Origin of the sequence: Embleya scabrispora DSM 41855 (assembly GCF_000372745.1) — a bacterium.
Taxonomy (GTDB): Bacteria; Actinomycetota; Actinomycetes; order Streptomycetales; family Streptomycetaceae; genus Embleya; species Embleya scabrispora.
Genome location: NZ_KB889665.1, coordinates 25805 through 42853 on the forward strand (window position 1 = coordinate 25805; position 17049 = coordinate 42853).

At 70.2% G+C, this 17049-nt stretch carries 16 protein-coding genes; 14 read left to right on the forward strand and 2 right to left on the reverse strand.

The genetic code is table 11. The annotated features are described in order from the left end of the window. Positions 1-185: 185 nt before the first annotated feature. Positions 186-2345: an elongation factor G-like protein EF-G2 gene (locus tag A3IC_RS0119495; RefSeq protein WP_026218469.1), complete on the reverse strand. Its 2160-nt coding sequence runs from the start codon at positions 2343-2345 to the stop codon at positions 186-188. 219 nt (positions 2346-2564) lie between these two features. On the opposite strand from A3IC_RS0119495, the gene pgsA reads away from it, so the two are divergent. The 7 genes from pgsA (at position 2565) to A3IC_RS0119530 (ending at position 8583) form a co-directional block, all read left to right on the forward strand. Further along, on the forward strand, positions 2565-3269 hold the full coding sequence (gene pgsA, locus A3IC_RS0119500) for a phosphatidylinositol phosphate synthase (RefSeq protein ID WP_425387344.1): 705 nt from the start codon (positions 2565-2567) through the stop codon (positions 3267-3269). After that, entirely contained in the window at positions 3266-4192 is a 927-nt protein-coding gene (locus tag A3IC_RS0119505) for a phosphatidylinositol mannoside acyltransferase (RefSeq protein ID WP_020551729.1), read from the forward strand. The genes pgsA and A3IC_RS0119505 overlap by 4 nt, the downstream gene beginning before the upstream one ends. Then, positions 4189-5310 (forward strand): glycosyltransferase family 4 protein, encoded by a 1122-nt coding sequence (locus A3IC_RS0119510; RefSeq protein ID WP_020551730.1) that lies wholly within the window; start codon positions 4189-4191, stop codon positions 5308-5310. The genes A3IC_RS0119505 and A3IC_RS0119510 overlap by 4 nt, the downstream gene beginning before the upstream one ends. A gap of 118 nt (positions 5311-5428) precedes the next feature. After that, a complete protein-coding gene (locus A3IC_RS0119515) occupies positions 5429-5965 on the forward strand; it encodes a LemA family protein (RefSeq protein WP_020551731.1) in 537 nt (178 codons plus the stop codon). A gap of 87 nt (positions 5966-6052) precedes the next feature. Then, positions 6053-6997 carry a pyridoxal 5'-phosphate synthase lyase subunit PdxS gene (gene pdxS / locus A3IC_RS0119520; protein ID WP_052173616.1) on the forward strand — a complete coding sequence of 315 codons (945 nt, stop codon included), beginning with the start codon at positions 6053-6055 and terminating at the stop codon, positions 6995-6997. A gap of 143 nt (positions 6998-7140) precedes the next feature. Then, complete coding sequence (gene pdxT / locus A3IC_RS0119525) at positions 7141-7752, forward strand: pyridoxal 5'-phosphate synthase glutaminase subunit PdxT (RefSeq protein WP_020551733.1); 612 nt, start codon at positions 7141-7143, stop codon at positions 7750-7752. A 75-nt stretch (positions 7753-7827) separates the two neighbouring features. Further along, positions 7828-8583, forward strand: a complete 756-nt coding sequence (locus A3IC_RS0119530; protein WP_020551734.1) for a YebC/PmpR family DNA-binding transcriptional regulator — start codon at positions 7828-7830, stop codon at positions 8581-8583. A gap of 124 nt (positions 8584-8707) precedes the next feature. Here A3IC_RS0119530 and A3IC_RS55350 read toward each other — a convergent pair whose 3' ends face one another. Then, positions 8708-10009 carry a mannosyltransferase family protein gene (locus A3IC_RS55350; protein ID WP_052173619.1) on the reverse strand — a complete coding sequence of 434 codons (1302 nt, stop codon included), beginning with the start codon at positions 10007-10009 and terminating at the stop codon, positions 8708-8710. 315 nt (positions 10010-10324) lie between these two features. Between A3IC_RS55350 and ruvC the strand changes: the two genes are divergently transcribed. The 7 genes from ruvC to A3IC_RS0119570 all read left to right on the forward strand — a co-directional run bounded on the left by ruvC (position 10325) and on the right by A3IC_RS0119570 (position 17038). Next, on the forward strand, positions 10325-10873 hold the full coding sequence (gene ruvC / locus A3IC_RS0119540) for a crossover junction endodeoxyribonuclease RuvC (RefSeq protein WP_020551736.1): 549 nt from the start codon (positions 10325-10327) through the stop codon (positions 10871-10873). A gap of 97 nt (positions 10874-10970) precedes the next feature. Beyond that, the gene (gene ruvA, locus A3IC_RS0119545; RefSeq protein WP_020551737.1) at positions 10971-11579 is read left to right on the forward strand and encodes a Holliday junction branch migration protein RuvA; all 609 of its coding nucleotides are present in this window, start codon (positions 10971-10973) and stop codon (positions 11577-11579) included. A 100-nt stretch (positions 11580-11679) separates the two neighbouring features. Next, positions 11680-12768 (forward strand): Holliday junction branch migration DNA helicase RuvB, encoded by a 1089-nt coding sequence (gene ruvB / locus A3IC_RS55355; protein ID WP_020551738.1) that lies wholly within the window; start codon positions 11680-11682, stop codon positions 12766-12768. 150 nt (positions 12769-12918) lie between these two features. Next, positions 12919-13407, forward strand: a complete 489-nt coding sequence (gene yajC, locus A3IC_RS55360; RefSeq protein ID WP_052173620.1) for a preprotein translocase subunit YajC — start codon at positions 12919-12921, stop codon at positions 13405-13407. 174 nt (positions 13408-13581) lie between these two features. Next, a complete protein-coding gene (gene secD, locus A3IC_RS0119560) occupies positions 13582-15333 on the forward strand; it encodes a protein translocase subunit SecD (RefSeq protein WP_026218471.1) in 1752 nt (583 codons plus the stop codon). Then, entirely contained in the window at positions 15333-16496 is a 1164-nt protein-coding gene (gene secF / locus A3IC_RS0119565; protein ID WP_020551741.1) for a protein translocase subunit SecF, read from the forward strand. Before secD ends, secF begins: the two co-directional genes overlap by 1 nt. Beyond that, the gene (locus A3IC_RS0119570) at positions 16496-17038 is read left to right on the forward strand and encodes an adenine phosphoribosyltransferase (protein WP_020551742.1); all 543 of its coding nucleotides are present in this window, start codon (positions 16496-16498) and stop codon (positions 17036-17038) included. Before secF ends, A3IC_RS0119570 begins: the two co-directional genes overlap by 1 nt. The last annotated feature ends 11 nt before the right edge of the window (positions 17039-17049 follow it).

The window sequence follows — 17049 nt, forward strand, 5'->3', positions numbered from 1 at the left end:
GCTCCGCGCCCGTCCGCCACGTGGCCGGGTTCACCGCACGCCCGGTCGCCCCACCTCCGACAGGCCCGCCCGCCCGCCGGCGGTGGGGCAGTGCAGTCGGGCCGGCCGCGTCGGGACCGGGGCTTCATGCGCGGCGCGGTGAGCTTTCCCGGCTGCGTGCCCCGGTCCGCCGTGGGGGCGTTCGGTCAGGAATCCGTGTCGGCCGTGACCTTCGCGGCCAGTTGTGGGGGCATCGGGTCGTGTCGGCAGTAGGTGCGGGCGAATTGGCCCGTGCCGTGGCTGATCGAGCGTAGGTCGATCGCGTAGCGGCTGATCTCGATCTCCGGGACCTCGGCGCGGATCAGGGTGCGGCCCGAGCCGATCGGTTCGGTGCCCACCACCCGGCCCCGGCGCGAGCTCAGGTCGCTGAGCACGCCGCCGACGTACTCGTCGGAGACGGTGACCTGTACTTCCGAGACCGGCTCCAGCAGGTGGATCCGGGTGCTCGCGGCGGCCTCGCGCAACGCCAGCGCGCCCGCCATCTGGAAGGCCATGTCGGACGAGTCGACCGAGTGTGCCTTGCCGTCGGTCAGCGTCACCCGCAGGTCGACCATCGGATAGCCGGCCGCGACGCCCTTCTCCATCTGTGCCCGGACGCCCTTCTCCACGGACGGGATGAAGTTGCGCGGTACCGCGCCGCCGAAGACCTTGTCGACGAATTCGAATCCGGACCCGCCCGGCAGCGGTTCGACGTCGATCTCGCAGATCGCGAACTGGCCGTGTCCGCCGGACTGTTTCACGTGCCGACCGCGTCCGCTGGCCTTCTCCGCGAACGTCTCGCGCAGCGACACCTTGTGGGTGACCGCGTCCACCGCGACGCCGTAGCGGCTGCGCAGCCGGTCGAGCAGCACCTCGACGTGCGCCTCGCCCATGCACCACAGGACCAGCTGGTGGGTGTCGGTGTTGTGTTCCAGGCGCAGTGTGGGGTCCTCGGCGACCAGGCGGGCGAGCGACTGGGAGAGCTTGTCCTCGTCGGCCTTGCTGTGTGCGCGGATGGCGACCGGAAGCAGCGGGTCGGGCATCATCCACGGCTCCATCAGGAGCGGATCGTCCTTGTCCGAGATGGTGTCGCCGGTCTCGGCCCGGGTCAGCTTGGCGATCGCGACGATGTCGCCGGCGATGCCGCGGTTGAGCGAGCGCTGGTGTTTGCCCAGCGGAATCGACATCGCGCCGATCCGCTCGTCCAGGTCGTGGTCCTCGTGTCCGCGATCGGCCATGCCGTGCCCGGAGACGTGCACCGTCATGTCCGGGCGCAGTGTGCCGGAGAAGATCCGCACCAGCGAGATCCGGCCCACGTACGGGTCGGACGTCGTCTTGATCACCTCGGCGGCGAGCGGGCCCTCGGGGTCGCAGGTCAGCGGGTCGCGGGGCTTGCCGTCGGGGGTGGTGACCGGCAGCACCTCGTGTTCGGGCGGCGCCGGACAGGCCCGGACGATGCCTTCCAGGAGTTCGATGGTGCCCAGTCCGTCGGGCGCGACCGCGAGCACCGGGTAGAACGAACCGCGGGCGACCGCGGTCTCCAGGTCGGCGATCAGCGTGTCGATGTCGATCTGCTCGCCGGAGAGGTAACGGTCCATCAGGGACTCGTCCTCGCTCTCCGCGATGATGCCCTCGATCAGCCGGTTGCGGGCGTCCTCGATCAGCGGCAGGTGCTCGGGGTCGGGGTCGAGCGTCTCGCGGGTGCCGGAGGAGTAGTCGTAGACCCGCTGGGTGAGCAGGCCCATCAGGCCCGCGACGCCCTCGTCCTCGCCGTGCAGCGGCAGGTACAGCGGCAGCACGGTGTCCGAGTCGGGGTCGCCGAACACCCGCTGGCAGATCAGCACCATCTCGTCGAAGTCGGCGCGCGCCTGGTCGAGCTTGGTGATCACGATCGCGCGGGGCATGCCGACCGAGGCGCATTCGTCCCAGAGCATCCGGGTCGAGCCGTCCACACCGTCGGCCGCCGAGACCACGAACAGCGCGGCGTCCGCGGCGCGCAGGCCCGCCCGCAGGTCGCCGACGAAGTCCGCGTAGCCGGGGGTGTCGAGCAGGTTGATCTTCACGCCGTCGAATTCGACGGGGGACAACGCCAGCGCCACCGAGCGGTGCTGGCGGTGTTCGATGTCCTCGAAGTCGGACACGGTCGTCCCGTCCTCGACGCGACCGGCCCGGGGAATCGTCCCGGTCGCCACGAGCAGGGACTCCACCAATGTCGTCTTGCCCGCCCCCGTGTGGCCCACCAGCACCACGTTGCGCACCGACTCCGGGCTCGCCGGCGCGGTTACCCTGCCGACGGTTCCGGCGCTTGCTCCGGATTTATCCGCCATGTGCCACCTCCTGGTTGTCCATCTGTGCGGTCGTCGTCGACGTCCCGGACGCGCAGGTGCAAGTCGGTCGTCGGTACGCCAACGTCCGCAAATCGATTCCTGAACGGCAGCATTGCCCCGACGTCCGACCGAGTACAAGTGTCCTCGCCGTACGTGATGTTCTCCAACGCGGCACGCCCGGGCGACGGGGGGCTCGGCAGGTGCGAGCGCGTCAGTACGATGGGCGCACCAGGCGGGTCGAGTCCACCGGATCCCCCGCCGCCCCGGCAATCCTTCGGGAAGGCGATGCTCAACAAATACGCTCGTGCCTTCTTCACGCGTGTGCTCACCCCGTTCGCGAGCTTTCTGCTGCGCCACAACGTGAGTCCGGACACGGTGACGCTGATCGGCACCCTCGGGGTGGTCGTCGCGGCGCTGGTGTTCTTCCCGATCGGCTGGTTCCTCACCGGCACGCTCGTCATCACCGCGTTCATCTTCTCCGACCTGGTCGACGGCAACATGGCGCGCCAGTTGGGCCGCTCGACCAAATGGGGGGCCTTCCTCGACTCCACGCTGGACCGGGTCGCGGACGCCGCGATCTTCGGCGCGCTGGCCATCTGGTTCGCCGGCGACGGCGACAACCTGCGCATGTGCATCCTGGCGATCTTCTGCCTCGGGTCCGGCCAGGTCGTGTCGTACTGCAAGGCCAGGGCCGAGAGCCTGGGCCTGGCCTGCGACGTCTCCGGACTGATCGAGCGGGCCGAGCGGCTGGTCATCTCGCTGGTGGCGACCGGTCTCGACGGAATGGGTGTCCCATACATCCAGGAGGCCGCGCTGTGGTTCATCGCGGTGGGCAGCCTGATCACGGTCTTCCAGCGGATGATCGCGGTGTATCGCTCGGCATCCGCGATCGACAACGCGGTGTCCGGAGGTGACAAGGCATGACCGAACTCGGGCAGCGGCTGGCCGACACCGGGTACGCCCTGGGCTGGTCCGTGGTCAAGCGACTGCCCGAACCGGTCGCCGCGGCAGCCTTCCGGCGGATCGCCGACCTGGTCTGGCGGCGGCGCGGCGGCGGCGTGCTGCAGTTGGAGGCCAATCTGCGTCGCGTCGCGGGATCCGATGCCACGCCCGAGCAACTTCGCGCGCTCTCCCGCGAGGGCATGCGCTCCTACCTGCGCTACTACCAGGAGGCGTTTCGGCTCCCGGTCTGGGACCGCGAGACGGTACTGGCCCGGATGGAGTGCGACCTGACCCTGCTGGACGAGTGCGGCGCCCGCGGCAAGGGCGTGATCTTCGCGCTTCCGCACATGGGCAACTGGGACCACGCCGGCGCCTGGATCACGCTCAAGGGCTATCCGTTCACCACGGTCGCCGAACGACTGAAGCCGGAGTCGCTGTACAAGCGCTTCCTGGACTATCGCGAGTCGCTGGGCATGGAGGTGCTGCCACTCACCGGCGGCGAGGGCAACACGTTCGGCACGCTGGCGCGCCGGCTGCGCGAGGGCCGGCTGTTGTGCCTGCTCTCCGACCGCGACCTGACCACCGCGGGCGTGCCGGTGACCTTCTTCGGCGAGCAGACCCGGATGGCGGCCGGCCCGGCCGCGCTGGCCGTGCAGACCGGCGCGGCGCTGATCCCGGTCACCCTCGCGTGGGAGGGCAAAATTCTCCGGGCCACGCTCCATCCCGAGATCGAGGTGCCCGGCGAGGGCGACCGCCGGGAGAAGATCGCGGTGATGACCCAGCGGGTCGCGGACGCCTACGCCCGAGCGATCGCGCGCGACCCGCAGGACTGGCACATGCTTCAGCCGCTGTGGCTCGCCGATCTGGACCGACGCCGGCTCGCCCGGATCGGGGAGGCCAAGTGAGGATCGGCGTCGTGTGCCCCTACTCGTGGGACGTGCCGGGCGGTGTGCAGTACCACGTGCGGGACCTCGCGGCGAACCTGATCGCGCGCGGGCACGAGGTGTCGGTACTGGCGCCGGCGGACGACGACACCCCGCTGCCGGACTACGTGGTGCCGGCCGGGCGGGCCGTACCGGTGCGCTACAACGGCTCGGTGGCGCGGCTCAACTTCGGCTTCCTGTCCGCCGCGCGGGTGCGTCGGTGGATCCACGACGGCCACTTCGACGTGCTGCACATCCACGAACCGGCCACGCCCAGCCTGTCGTTGCTCGCCTGCTGGGCCGCGTCCGGCCCGGTGGTGGCCACCTTCCACACCTCGAACACCCGCTCGCGCGCGATGATCGCGGCCTACCCGATCCTGCAGCCCGCGCTGGAGAAGATCAGCGCCCGGATCGCGGTCAGCGAGTACGCGCGCCGCACGCTGGTCGAGCACCTCGGCGGTGACGCGGTGGTCATCCCCAACGGCGTGGACGTCGGCTTCTTCGCCGACGCGCCCGTGGAGCCCATGTGGCAGGGCACCGCCGAGGCGCCCACCATCGGCTTCATCGGCCGGATCGACGAGTCGCGCAAGGGACTGCCCACGCTGATGGAGGCGTTCCCGCGGATCGTCGAGGCGTTCCCGGGTGTGCGGCTGCTGGTGGCCGGGCGCGGGGACGCGGAGGAGGCGGTGGAGGACCTGCCGGAGGCGTTGCGCGGACAGGTCACCTTCCTGGGCATGGTCAGCGACCTGGACAAGGCGCGACTGCTGCGCAGCGTGGATGTGTACGTGGCACCCAACACCGGTGGCGAGAGCTTCGGGATCATCCTGGTCGAGGCGATGTCGGCGTCGGCGCCGGTGCTGGCGAGCGATTTGGACGCGTTCCGGCAGGTGCTGGACGGTGGGCGGGCGGGGGAGTTGTTCGCGGTGGAGGACGCCTCGGCACTTGCCGCCGCCGCGGTCGCGCTGCTTCGGGATCCGGCGCGGAGGGACGCGTTGCGCGAGGTCGGGCGCAAGCATGTGCAGCGCTACGACTGGGAGACCGTCGGGACGGACATCCTGGGCGTGTACGAGACGGTCACCGCGGGGGCGCCGGCCGCGTAGCGGGCTTGGCCTGGAGCGCCGGCCGGGCTGTCCGGTTGGTCTGCCGAGGTGAAGGGTGGCCCGAAGTGTCGGGCGGGCCGGGGGTTGGTCGGGTCGGCGGTACTAGGGTCGCCGGGTGATGACTGTCATCTGGATTGTGCTCGCGGTGGTTGCGGTCGGTGTCTATCTCAGCTGGACCGCCGGGCGGCTCGACCGGTTGCACGCGCGGGTGGACTCGAGTCGGGCCGCCTTGGACGCGCAGTTGTTGCGGCGTTCGGCGGTCGCGCAGGAGATCGCCACCTCCGGGCTGCTCGATCCGGCCTCCTCGCTGGTCTTGGCCGGCGCCGCGCACGAGGCGCGGAACGCGGCCGAGGACGAGCGTGAGGTGGCGGAGAGCGACCTGACCCGCGCGCTGCGGTTCCTGTTCGAGGACCCCGCCCAGGCGGAGGACCTGCGGGCCCGGCCCGGCGGCGCGGAACTGGTCGCCGAACTGCAGACCGCCGTGCGGCGCGTACCGATGGCCCGGCGCTTTCACAACGACGCGGTCCGCGGCGCGCGCGCGGTGCGCCGACACCGGTTGGTGCGCTATCTGCGGCTGGCGGGCCATGCCCCGTACCCGGTCACCTTCGAGATGGACGACGAGGAGCCGCGTACTTTGCAGCCCGGTGGGTCCTGACGGGAGCCACGCAAAGGCCACCGTGGACAGATTGGCCCGGGTAATTCGCCGGGGTGGCATGACATTAGGATCCACCTCACCCGTACGATGGAGCCAACCGTCGTCGTTCGCACCTGTGTGAGGTCATCCGTGTCCACCACCCCCGCAAGCCCCCAGACCGGCACCGACCTGGTCAAGCGCGGCATGGCCGAGCAGCTCAAGGGCGGCGTGATCATGGACGTCGTCAACGCCGAGCAGGCCAAGATCGCCGAGGACGCGGGCGCGGTCGCCGTCATGGCGCTCGAGCGCGTGCCGGCCGACATCCGCAAGGACGGCGGCGTCGCGCGCATGTCCGACCCGGACATGATCGACGGCATCATCGGCGCCGTGTCCATCCCGGTGATGGCCAAGGCCCGGATCGGCCACTTCGCCGAGGCCCAGGTCCTGCAGTCGCTCGGTGTGGACTACATCGACGAGTCCGAGGTGCTGACCCCGGCCGACGAGTCGAACCACATCAACAAGTGGAAGTTCACCACCCCCTTCGTGTGTGGTGCGACCAACCTCGGCGAGGCGCTGCGCCGGATCACCGAGGGCGCGGCGATGATCCGCTCCAAGGGTGAGGCCGGCACCGGCAACGTGGTCGAGGCCACCCGGCACATGCGCACCATCCTCAAGGACATCAAGCAGCTCTCGGTGCTGGACGAGGACGAGCTGTTCGTCGCCGCGAAGAACCTCCAGGCGCCGTACGCGCTGGTCAAGGAGGTCGCCGAGGCCGGCAAGCTGCCCGTCGTGCTGTTCACCGCAGGCGGCATCGCCACCCCGGCCGACGCGTCGATGATGATGCAGCTCGGCGCCGAGGGTGTGTTCGTCGGCTCGGGCATCTTCAAGTCCGGCGACCCGGCCAAGCGGGCCAAGGCGATCGTGGACGCGACCCTGCACTTCGACGACCCGGACGTGATCGCCAAGGTCTCGCGCGGTCTGGGCGAGGCGATGGTCGGCATCAACATCGACACCCTCCCGGCCGAGCAGCGCTACGCCGGCCGCGGCTGGTAGTTCGCGCCTTCGAGCCCTCGCGCCTCGAAACAGCACCGCGCGTACGCGAACCAGCACGTCGCGCACTCGAACAAGCCGTGAGCCGGGCCCGGACGCGAACGCGTCCGGGCCCGGCTCGGTACCTACGACCGGACGGGGTTGACGTGTCCACCACTCCCATCATCGGTGTCCTCGCCCTTCAGGGCGACGTGCGCGAACACGCCATCGCGCTGGCCGAACTCGATGCGATCGCACGCCCGGTGCGCAAGGTCGAGGAGTTCGCCGAGCTCGACGCGCTCGTCATACCCGGCGGCGAGTCGACCACGATGTCCAAGCTCGCGGTGTCCTTCGGGCTTTTCCCGGCGCTGCGCGAGCGGGTCGCGGACGGCATGCCGGTCTACGGCTCGTGTGCGGGCATGATCATGCTCGCCGACAAGATCCTGGACGGCCGCGAGGACCAGGAGACGGTCGGCGGGATCGACATGATCGTGCGGCGCAACGCGTTCGGCCGGCAGAACGACTCGTTCGAGGCCGACGTCCCGTTCGCCGGCCCGGCCGGCGGCGACCCCATCCACGGCGTGTTCATCCGCGCCCCGTGGGTCGAGTCGGTCGGCGCCGAGGTCGAGGTGCTGGCCCGGCTGACCGCCGAGCCGTACGCGGACCGCATCGTCGCGGTGCGCCAGGGCAACCTGCTCGCCACGTCCTTCCACCCGGAGCTCACCCCCGACCGGCGGGTGCACGCGTACTTCGTGGACATGGTCCGTGCCACGCTCTGAGTCCGCGCGCCGGTAGGATCTTCCAGCCTGTACAGGCCCGTGCAGCGCACCCGCGACCCGAAGGAGTAGAGGCGGATGTCCGGCCACTCGAAGTGGGCGACCACCAAGCACAAAAAGGCCGTCATCGACGCCAGGCGCGGAAAGCTCTTCGCCAAGTTGATCAAGAACGTCGAGGTGGCGGCACGCACCGGCGGCGGTGACATCGCCGGCAACCCGACGCTCTACGACGCCATTCAAAAGGCCAAGAAGTCCTCGGTCCCGAACGACAACATCGACCGCGCGGTCAAGCGCGGCTCCGGTGCGGAGGCCGGCGGCGCCGACTACCAGTCGATCACGTACGAGGGGTACGGACCGAACGGTGTCGCGGTGCTGATCGAGTGCCTCACCGACAACCGCAACCGTGCGGCGTCGGACGTGCGGGTCGCGATGACGCGCAACGGCGGCTCGATGGCCGACCCCGGCTCGGTGTCGTACATGTTCACCCGCAAGGGTGTCGTGATCGTGCCGAAGAACGACCTGGGCGAAGACGACGTGCTCGGCGCGGTGCTCGACGCCGGTGCAGAGGAGGTCAACGACCTCGGCGACACCTACGAGGTGGTCAGCGAGGCGACCGACATGGTCGCCGTGCGGACCGCGCTCGTGGACGCCGGGATCGACTACGACTCGGCGGACGCCAACTTCATCCCCAGCGTCTCGGTCGAGCTGGACGAAGAGGGCGCCCGCAAGATCTTCCGGTTGATCGAGGCGCTGGAGGACAGCGACGACGTCCAGGAAGTCTGGGCGAACTTCGACGTGAGTGATGCGGTCATGGAGAGCATCAACGCCGAGTAGGGCTCGCGGCGTCGGTCGCGGCCGGCGAGGACCGCGACGACGGCCGGTCGCGTTTCGCGAACGCGCGTGGGGCCGGCGGCAACTGCCGCCGGCCCCACGCGCGTTCGCGCACTCGCCGAGGGTGCTACGGGTTGGTGTTTATCACGTACAGCAGGAAGCCCACGTACCATCCGGCGAAAGCCGCCCCGGCGACCAGCACCGAGATCACCACGCCGCGCGGCCACTTGGCCATCAGTCGGGCCAGGGGCAGCGCGATGGTGAAGGCCGGGAGCATGAAGCGCGGCTTGGAGTGGAAGAACCAGCCGTTGCTCGTGGTCAGCGCCAGGAACATCACCACGCCGCCGTACACGTGCACCGGCAGCGGGACCCGGCGGTCCCGGAAGGACCAGATCATCAGCGCCACGGACAGGATGATCACGAACGTGCAGACCACGTAGATCGGCCGGCCCAGGTGGGTGAGGTACTTGGCCATCCACTGGACGGTGCTTATGCCCCAGTCGAAGCGCAGGTTGAACGCCTTGTCCTGGATCCACACCCACCCGTCGGGCCGACCGGCCAGCCAGCCCACCCAGGCGATGAAGCCCACGCACGCCAGCGGTGAGATCAGCGTGGCCAGCACCGGGTGGCGAGCCTCCGGGGCCAGCAGACCGACCCGCGTGCCGTCCTCGCGGCGGCGCAGCACGATCGCCAGTGTCGCCACGCCCAGGGCCGCGACCAGGCCGAACGCGGTGTTCCGGGTCAGGCCGGCGAACAGGCACAGCACGCAGGCCAGGGTCCACTGGCGGCGGACGACGGCCAACAGCCCCCAGGACGCGAACGCCACGAACAGCGCCTCGGAGTAGACCATGGTGAGCACCATCGAGCCCGGCGCGACGCCCCACAGGATCGCGAACAGGGTGGCCGCCCGGTGGCTGCCGGTGAGTTCGCGCCCGAGCGCGTACAACCCCCATGCCGCGACCACGCCGGCCAGCGCGGTGACGACCATGCCGGCGTTGAGCGCGGACAGGCCGGTCACATCGCCGACGAGGCGGACCGCCCAGGGGTAGCCGGGGAAGAACTCGACGTTGGTCCAGTACGGCTTGCCGGCCGGTGAGACCGGGATCTTGTCGACGTAGCCGAAGTCCGCGATGTCGCGGAACCACACGCCGTCCCACGAGCCGACCATCGACCAGAACGGCTTGCCGGCCGCCAATGCCATCGCGCCGAGCACCGCGAGGTTGATCGCGCGCGCGATCAGGTAGCCGAGTACCGCCGTGCGGGCCGGGCGGAAGGAGGCGCTCGCGCGGTGCGCGAAGTCGACGGCGCCGGTTCGCAGGCGGTCGGGGAGACCGGCGGCGAAGGCGCTGTCGGGGCGCGCCGGCATCCTGATCGCACCCTTCTCGGCGGCCGGTGGGGTCTCGGCGACCGGCATGGACGGCGACGGCATGAAAACCTTCCGGGCGGCGAGCGAGGGCAGTCTCCAACCGACCCTAGTGGCGCCTGTGCGGGCTCCCGTGCGGCGACCGGGCCGCTTGGGGAACGATCGTCACAGGGCTGTCATCGGGGCGTTATCGACCGGGACAAGCGTACGTGTCGCTCGAACGAGTGATCACGGAGTGGCGGTACCGAAGGGATCGGTGCGGCTGCACTAGGGTTTGCCCGGGCGAACAGGTGTTCGTATCGGGTGGTGTTCGGCTCGACTGCAGGGGCGCCGGCACGGCGATCGCCGAGCCGATGCGAGGCGACACGAGAGGGGCGCGGCATGCGGGTCTTGGGGGTCGACCCCGGTCTGACCCGATGCGGCGTCGGCGTGGTCGACGGCGCGGTCGGCAAACCGCTGCGGATGATCGAGGCGGGCGTGGTGCGCACTCCGGCGGAGGCGACGATCGACGCGCGTCTGCTGGGCATCGAGCGGGGCATCGAGGAGTGGCTGGACCGGCACCACCCGGACTGCGTCGCGGTCGAGCGGGTGTTCAGCCAGCACAACGTGAGCACCGTGATGGGCACCGCGCAGGCATCCGCCGTGGCGATCGTGTGCGCCGCGCGGCGCGGCCTGCCGGTGACACTGCACACGCCGAGCGAGGTCAAGGCCGCGGTGACCGGGAGCGGGCGTGCCGACAAGGCCCAGATCGGTGCGATGGTGACCCGTATCCTGCGTCTGGACGGCCCGCCGAAACCGGCGGACGCCGCCGACGCGGTCGCGTTGGCGATCTGTCACATCTGGCGCGGCGGCGCCTCCGACCGGCTCGCGGCGGCGGTGGCCGCGGCGCGCACGCCCACCACGCGGCTGCCGCGCGGCACCCGCCGATGACCGGAACCGCCCACCGGTTGCCTTCGACGACCGGCCCTTGCCCGGCCGACCCCCGGGCGGCCGGCCCACGTACCACTAGCCAAGCAGGAGCACTCGGGTGATCGCGTTCGTCTCCGGAACGGTGGCCGGCCTCGGCCCGGACACCGCCGTCGTCGAGGTCGGCGGGGTCGGCCTGGCCGTGCAGTGCACGCCCACCACGCTGGCCACGCTGCGCGTCGGGGCGGCGGCCCGACTGGCCACGTCGCTGGTGGTGCGGGAGGACTCGCTCACCCTGTTCGGCTTCGCCGACGACGACGAGAAGCGCACGTTCGAGGTGTTGCAGACCGCCAACGGGGTGGGGCCGAAGCTGGCGCTGGCGATGCTCGCGGTGTACAGCCCGGACGCGTTGCGCGCCGCGGTCGCGGGCAAGGACGCCAAGGCGCTCACCGCCGTGCCCGGGATCGGGCCCAAGGGCGCGCAGAAGCTGCTCTTGGACCTGAAGGACAAGCTCGGCGCGCCCACCGGCACCGGCGCCGCGCTCGGCGTCGGCGCCCCGGTGAGCGCGGGCTGGCGGGACCAGCTGCACGCCGCGCTGGTGGGCCTGGGCTATGCGACGCGCGAGGCGGACGACGCGGTCGCCTCGGTGACCGCCGAGGCGGAGGCCGCGGCCACGCCCGACATCGGCGCGCTGCTCAAGGCGGCCCTGCGCGGCCTGAACCGCAGATGAACCGGCGGGAGCGCGCTCTCGCCCGACGCGGCACCACCGTGTCGCCCGGGTCGGGCAGGATGAACGCGGGCCGCACGAACACGACCATGGGCGGAAGACGATGACGCAGGACGGCGAACGCCTGGTGACCGCCGAGGCGGACGGCGAGGACCAGGCCGTCGAGGCCGCGCTGCGGCCGAAGAACCTCGACGAGTTCATCGGCCAGGAGCGGGTGCGCGAGCAACTGTCCCTGGTGCTGACCGCGGCGCTGGGACGCGGTGGCACCGCCGATCACGTGTTGCTGTCCGGCCCGCCCGGACTCGGCAAGACCACGCTGTCGATGATCATCGCGGCCGAGATGGGGGTGCCGATCCGGATCACCTCCGGCCCGGCCATCCAGCACGCCGGTGACCTGGCCGCGATCTTGTCCTCGCTGTCCGAGGGCGAGGTGCTCTTCCTCGACGAGATCCACCGGATGTCGCGGCCCGCCGAGGAGATGTTGTACATGGCGATGGAGGACTTCCGGGTCGACATCATCGTCGGCAAGGGCCCCGGCGCCACCGCGATCCCGCTGGACCTGCCGCCGTTCACCCTGGTGGGCGCGACCACCCGGGCCGGTTTGTTGCCGCCGCCGCTGCGCGACCGGTTCGGCTTCACCGGCCACATGGACTTCTACGCACCCGCCGAACTCGAACGGGTGCTGAATCGTTCGGCACGACTGCTCGACGTCGAACTGTCCGCCGAGGGCGGCGCCGAGATCGCCGGCCGCTCGCGCGGCACGCCCCGGATCGCCAACCGGCTGCTGCGCCGGGTCCGCGACTACGCGCAGGTACGGGCGAACGGCAAGGTCGATCGGGACATCGCCGCACGTGCGCTGGACGTGTACGAGGTGGACGCGCTGGGCCTGGACCGGCTGGACCGGGCCGTCCTACAGGCGCTGACCACGCTGTTCGGCGGGGGTCCGGTGGGTCTGTCCACGCTGGCCGTGGCGGTCGGCGAGGAGACCGAGACGGTCGAGGAGGTCGCCGAACCGTTCCTGGTCCGCAGCGGTTTCCTGGCCCGCACACCGCGCGGTCGGGTGGCCACCGCGAAGGCATGGCTGCATCTGGGCCTGAACCCGCCGCAGGGCGCGCTGCCGGGGCAGCTCGGTGCACAACAGAGCGTGTTGTTCGACAACGGGGCCGTGACCGGTAAGGATGCAACCGAGTGAGGCCGGTGCGTGTCGGGAACGCACGCGGCCGGTAGTCGTTGTTCCTGTAGTAAGTACCCGTCTAGACTCCGCCGAGGCTGCCGCACCGTGGCCGGCCGAGTGTCACCGTCCGGGCCGCCGAGCGGCCTTGGGAAGGAATCGTTTCAAGCCGTGGACCCGCTTACCCTCCTCCTGCCAGTAATCATCGTCGTGGTGTTCTACTTCCTGATCATCAAGCCCGGGAAGGCGCGCCAGCGACAGGCCATGGAAACGCAGAACTCGCTGGTCCCGGGCGCCGAGGTCCGCACGATCGCGGGGCTGTACGCGACGGTCACCGAGGTGGAGGACGATTCCGTCATCCTTGAGGTCGCGCCCGACGTGCACTGCCGCTTCGTCAAGAGCGCCATCGCCGCCGTCCTGTCCTCCGGTGACGAGGACGGCGAGGCCGACGACGAGCACGACGACGAGCACGACGCCGAGGCCGAGGCCGGCGACGATGTCGTGAAGCTCGAAAAGAAGCCCGAGGCCGCCGAGGACTCCGAGGCCGAGGACACCAAGACCGTGGACGTCACCAAGTCCGAGGGCGCGACCAAGTCCGAGGGCGCGACCAAGGCGTCCGAGACCGGCGACCGGCTGCGCAAGGACGACAAGCAGGACTAGTTCGGCTCGTGGTGGGTGTGGTGGTCCTCGGGCCGCCGCAGGGCAATACAGTCATGTGACCGGGGGTGACACCCCGGATACGACAGCGTCCGGCATCCTGCCGGGCGCCGTGCCGTGCCGGCGGACGTGGCGCAAGCCCGTTCGCGGCGGCATCGAGAGGGAGATTGGGCGAAGGTGGCAGCACCGAAATCGAGTTCCCGAGGGCACCCCGGGCGGGTCCTGGCCTTCATCGGGGTCGTGATCGTCGCGCTGTACGCGATCATGTTCTCGACCGGGGACAAGACCCCACGTCTGGGCATCGACCTCGCGGGCGGCACCAGTGTCACGCTCACCGCCAAGGCCGACCAGGGCCGCAACGGTGCGGTCAACAAGTCGAACATGCAGACCGCGGTGGAGATCATCCGCCAGCGCGTCAATGCGTTCGGTGTGTCCGAGGCGGAGGTGCAGACCGAGGGCGATCGCAACATCGTCATCAGCATCCCCAAGGGCAAGAACGAGAAGGAGACGGCGGAGCAGGTCGGCCAGACCGCGAAGCTGTTCTTCCGCCCCGTTCTGGAGGCCACGCAGATCACCCCCCAGGGTGGTACCAAGCTGCCGCTGACCCCGCCGTCGACGCCGCCCGCGAGCACCCCGCCGGCAAGCACGCCGCCCGCGGCCGAGTCGGGCAAGCCGCAGGGTCGGGTCATCCCGAATCTGAAGGACGCGTCCGGCGCCCCGACCCCGCCGCCGTCGACGCCGCCGGCGAGCACCCCGCCCGCAACGCCTCCGGCGAGCACCCCGCCGGCCGGAGCCGACGCGAACGGCATCACGCCCGAGCTGCGCGCGAAGTACAACAACCTGGACTGCTCCCTCCCGGAGAACCGCGGCCTCGGCCCGGTGCCGGCCCCGGAGGACCAGCCGACCGTGGCGTGCAGCCGCGATCAGGGCGAGGGCGAGGAGAAGTACATCCTCGGCCGGGTGCTGATCCCCGGCACGGACGTGGCCTCCTCGAAGGCGCAGCTGCCGCAGAACGGCAGTGTCGGTGGCTGGGAAGTCGAGCTGAAGTTCACCGACGCCGGCGCCGACAAGTTCACCAAGATCACCGGTGACCTGGCGGCGAACAAGTACCCGACCAACCGCTTCGCGATCGACCTGGACGGTGTGGTCGTCTCCGCGCCGTCGGTGAAGGCGGAGATCCCCGGCGGCAGCGCCGTGATCTCGGGCAACTTCACCCGCAGCTCGGCCAAGGACCTGGAGAACGTGCTCAAGTACGGCGCGCTCCCGCTGTCCTTCACCAAGAGCGACGTGACCACGGTGTCCGCGTCGCTGGGCGGTGACCAGCTCCGGGGCGGGCTGATCGCCGGTGCGATCGGCATCGTCCTGGTCATCCTGTACTCGCTGTTCTACTACCGAGGTCTCGGCCTGGTGAGCATCGCGAGTCTGGCGGTCTCGGCGGCCCTCACCTACGCCATCATGTGTCTGCTCGGCCGAAGCATCGGCTTCGCACTCAACCTGCCGGCGGTGTGTGGCGCGATCGCCGCGATCGGTATCACGGTGGACTCGTTCATCGTGTACTTCGAGCGGATCCGGGACGAGATCCGTGAGGGTCGCACATTGCGACCCGCCGTGGAGAAGGCGTGGCCCCGTGCCCGGCGCACCATCCTGGTGTCCGACGCGGTGTCGTTCCTGGCCGCCGCGGTGCTGTACGTCGTCTCGGTCGGCAAGGTCCAGGGCTTCGCGTTCACCCTCGGCCTGACCACGCTGCTCGACGTCGTGGTGGTGTTCCTGTTCACCAAGCCGCTCATGACGATCCTCGCCAAGCGCAAGTTCTTCGCGGACGGCCACAAGTGGTCCGGCCTCGACCCCGAAGCGCTCGGTGCCAATCAGCGCCAGTCGTACCGCAGCCGTCGCCCGCGTGGCCGCGCTGCCGGCGTCAAGGAGGCGTGATGAGTCGCTTCGGTGACCTCAAGAACATCGGCGTCCGGCTGCACCACGGCGACGTCTCGTTCGACTTCGTCGGCCGCAAGAAGTTGTGGTACTCGATCTCCGCGCTGATCCTGCTGCTCGCGGTCGGCGGTCTGCTCGGCCGCGGGCTGCACCAGGGCATCGAGTTCAAGGGCGGTTCGGTCTATACGATCGAGCACACCTCGGCCTCGCAGAACGACGCCCGCAAGGCGGTGGAGCCGTTCACCGACGGCACCGACGCCATAGTGCAGAAGGTCGGCGGCGACGGCCTGCGGATCCAGATCGCGGAGTCGGACGCGGACAAGACCAAGCAGGTCGCGGCGGCCATCGCCAAGGACCTCAAGGTCGCGCCGGACAAGGTCAACACGCAGGTGGTCGGTCCCAGCTGGGGCAAGGAGATCTCCAAGAAGGCCCTCCAGGGCCTGGTGATCTTCATGATCCTGGTGGTGATCTACCTCACCTTCGCCTTCGAATGGCGGATGGCCGTGGCGGCGCTGGTCGCGCTGATCCACGACATCGTGATCACCATCGGTGTGTACGCGCTGGTGGGCTTCGAGGTGACGCCGGGCACGGTGATCGGTCTGCTGACGATTCTCGGTTACTCCCTGTACGACACCGTCGTGGTGTTCGACACGGTCAAGGAGAACGCCAAGAACATCACGAAGCAGACCAAGCTCACCTACAGCGAAGCGGCCAACGCGGGTCTGAACCAGACCCTGGTGCGGTCGATCAACACCACGGTCGTCGCGCTGCTGCCGGTGGCGTCGCTGCTGTTCGTCGGTGGCGGTCTGCTCGGCGCGGGCATGCTCAAGGACATCGCGCTGTCGCTGTTCGTGGGTCTGGCCGCCGGTGCGTTCTCCTCGATCTTCATCGCCACGCCGATCCTGGCCGACCTCAAGGAGCGGTCGCCCGAGATGCGGCAGCTGGCGAAGAAGGTGGCCCAGCGTCGGGCGGCCGAGGCGAAGGCGGCCAAGGCCGCCGAGACCTCCGGGATTCCGGCGGACCAGGCCGAGGGTCACCCGAACGTGGACGCGGTCGCCGAACCGGACGAGGACGAGACCGTACCCGCGCAGGGTGGCGCGCCGCGTGCGGGCGCCTCGCGCGGTCGGGCGCGGACCCGTCCCGGCGGCAAGAGGAAGCGCTGATGGCCGACGAAGGACTGCGCAAGCTCCTGGAGAGCCGGATCCGGGACGTGCCGGACTGGCCGCAACCGGGTGTGGTGTTCAAGGACATCTCGCCGCTGCTGGCCGATCCGGTCGCGTTCGCGGCCCTGGTCGACGCGCTGGCCGAGCGTTGTCGGGGCCGGGTGGACAAGGTGGTCGGGATCGAGGCCCGGGGCTTCATCCTGGCCGCACCGGTGGCCTATCGCGCGCAGGCCGGATTCGTTCCGGTCCGCAAGGCGGGCAAGCTGCCGTGCGCGACCCACGCGCAGTCCTACGAGCTGGAGTACGGCTCGGCCACCCTGGAGGTGCACCAGGACGCGTTCGGGCCCGGTGACCGGGTGCTCGTGATCGACGACGTGCTCGCCACCGGCGGGACCGTCGAGGCCACGATCGACCTGATCAAGCGGGCGGGCGCGGAGGTGGTGGGGGTCGAGGTGCTGCTCGAACTCGGCTTCCTGAGCGGCCGGGCGCGGCTCGCGCCGGTGCTGCCGCACGGCACGCTGGAGTCGTTCATCGTCGTGTGACACGCCGCCGA

Bases quoted from the DNA above. Each gene is read 5' to 3' on its own strand.
- A3IC_RS0119495 (WP_026218469.1), bottom strand. From the start codon at position 2,345: ATGGCGGATAAATCCGGAGCAAGCGCCGGAACCGTCGGCAGGGTAACC.
- pgsA (WP_425387344.1), top strand. From the start codon at position 2,565: ATGGGCGCACCAGGCGGGTCGAGTCCACCGGATCCCCCGCCGCCCCGG.
- A3IC_RS0119505 (WP_020551729.1), top strand. From the start codon at position 3,266: ATGACCGAACTCGGGCAGCGGCTGGCCGACACCGGGTACGCCCTGGGC.
- A3IC_RS0119515 (WP_020551731.1), top strand. From the start codon at position 5,429: ATGACTGTCATCTGGATTGTGCTCGCGGTGGTTGCGGTCGGTGTCTAT.
- pdxS (WP_052173616.1), top strand. From the start codon at position 6,053: ATGGAGCCAACCGTCGTCGTTCGCACCTGTGTGAGGTCATCCGTGTCC.
- A3IC_RS0119530 (WP_020551734.1), top strand. From the start codon at position 7,828: ATGTCCGGCCACTCGAAGTGGGCGACCACCAAGCACAAAAAGGCCGTC.
- A3IC_RS55350 (WP_052173619.1), bottom strand. From the start codon at position 10,009: ATGCCGTCGCCGTCCATGCCGGTCGCCGAGACCCCACCGGCCGCCGAG.
- ruvC (WP_020551736.1), top strand. From the start codon at position 10,325: ATGCGGGTCTTGGGGGTCGACCCCGGTCTGACCCGATGCGGCGTCGGC.
- ruvB (WP_020551738.1), top strand. From the start codon at position 11,680: ATGACGCAGGACGGCGAACGCCTGGTGACCGCCGAGGCGGACGGCGAG.
- secF (WP_020551741.1), top strand. From the start codon at position 15,333: ATGAGTCGCTTCGGTGACCTCAAGAACATCGGCGTCCGGCTGCACCAC.
- A3IC_RS0119570 (WP_020551742.1), top strand. From the start codon at position 16,496: ATGGCCGACGAAGGACTGCGCAAGCTCCTGGAGAGCCGGATCCGGGAC.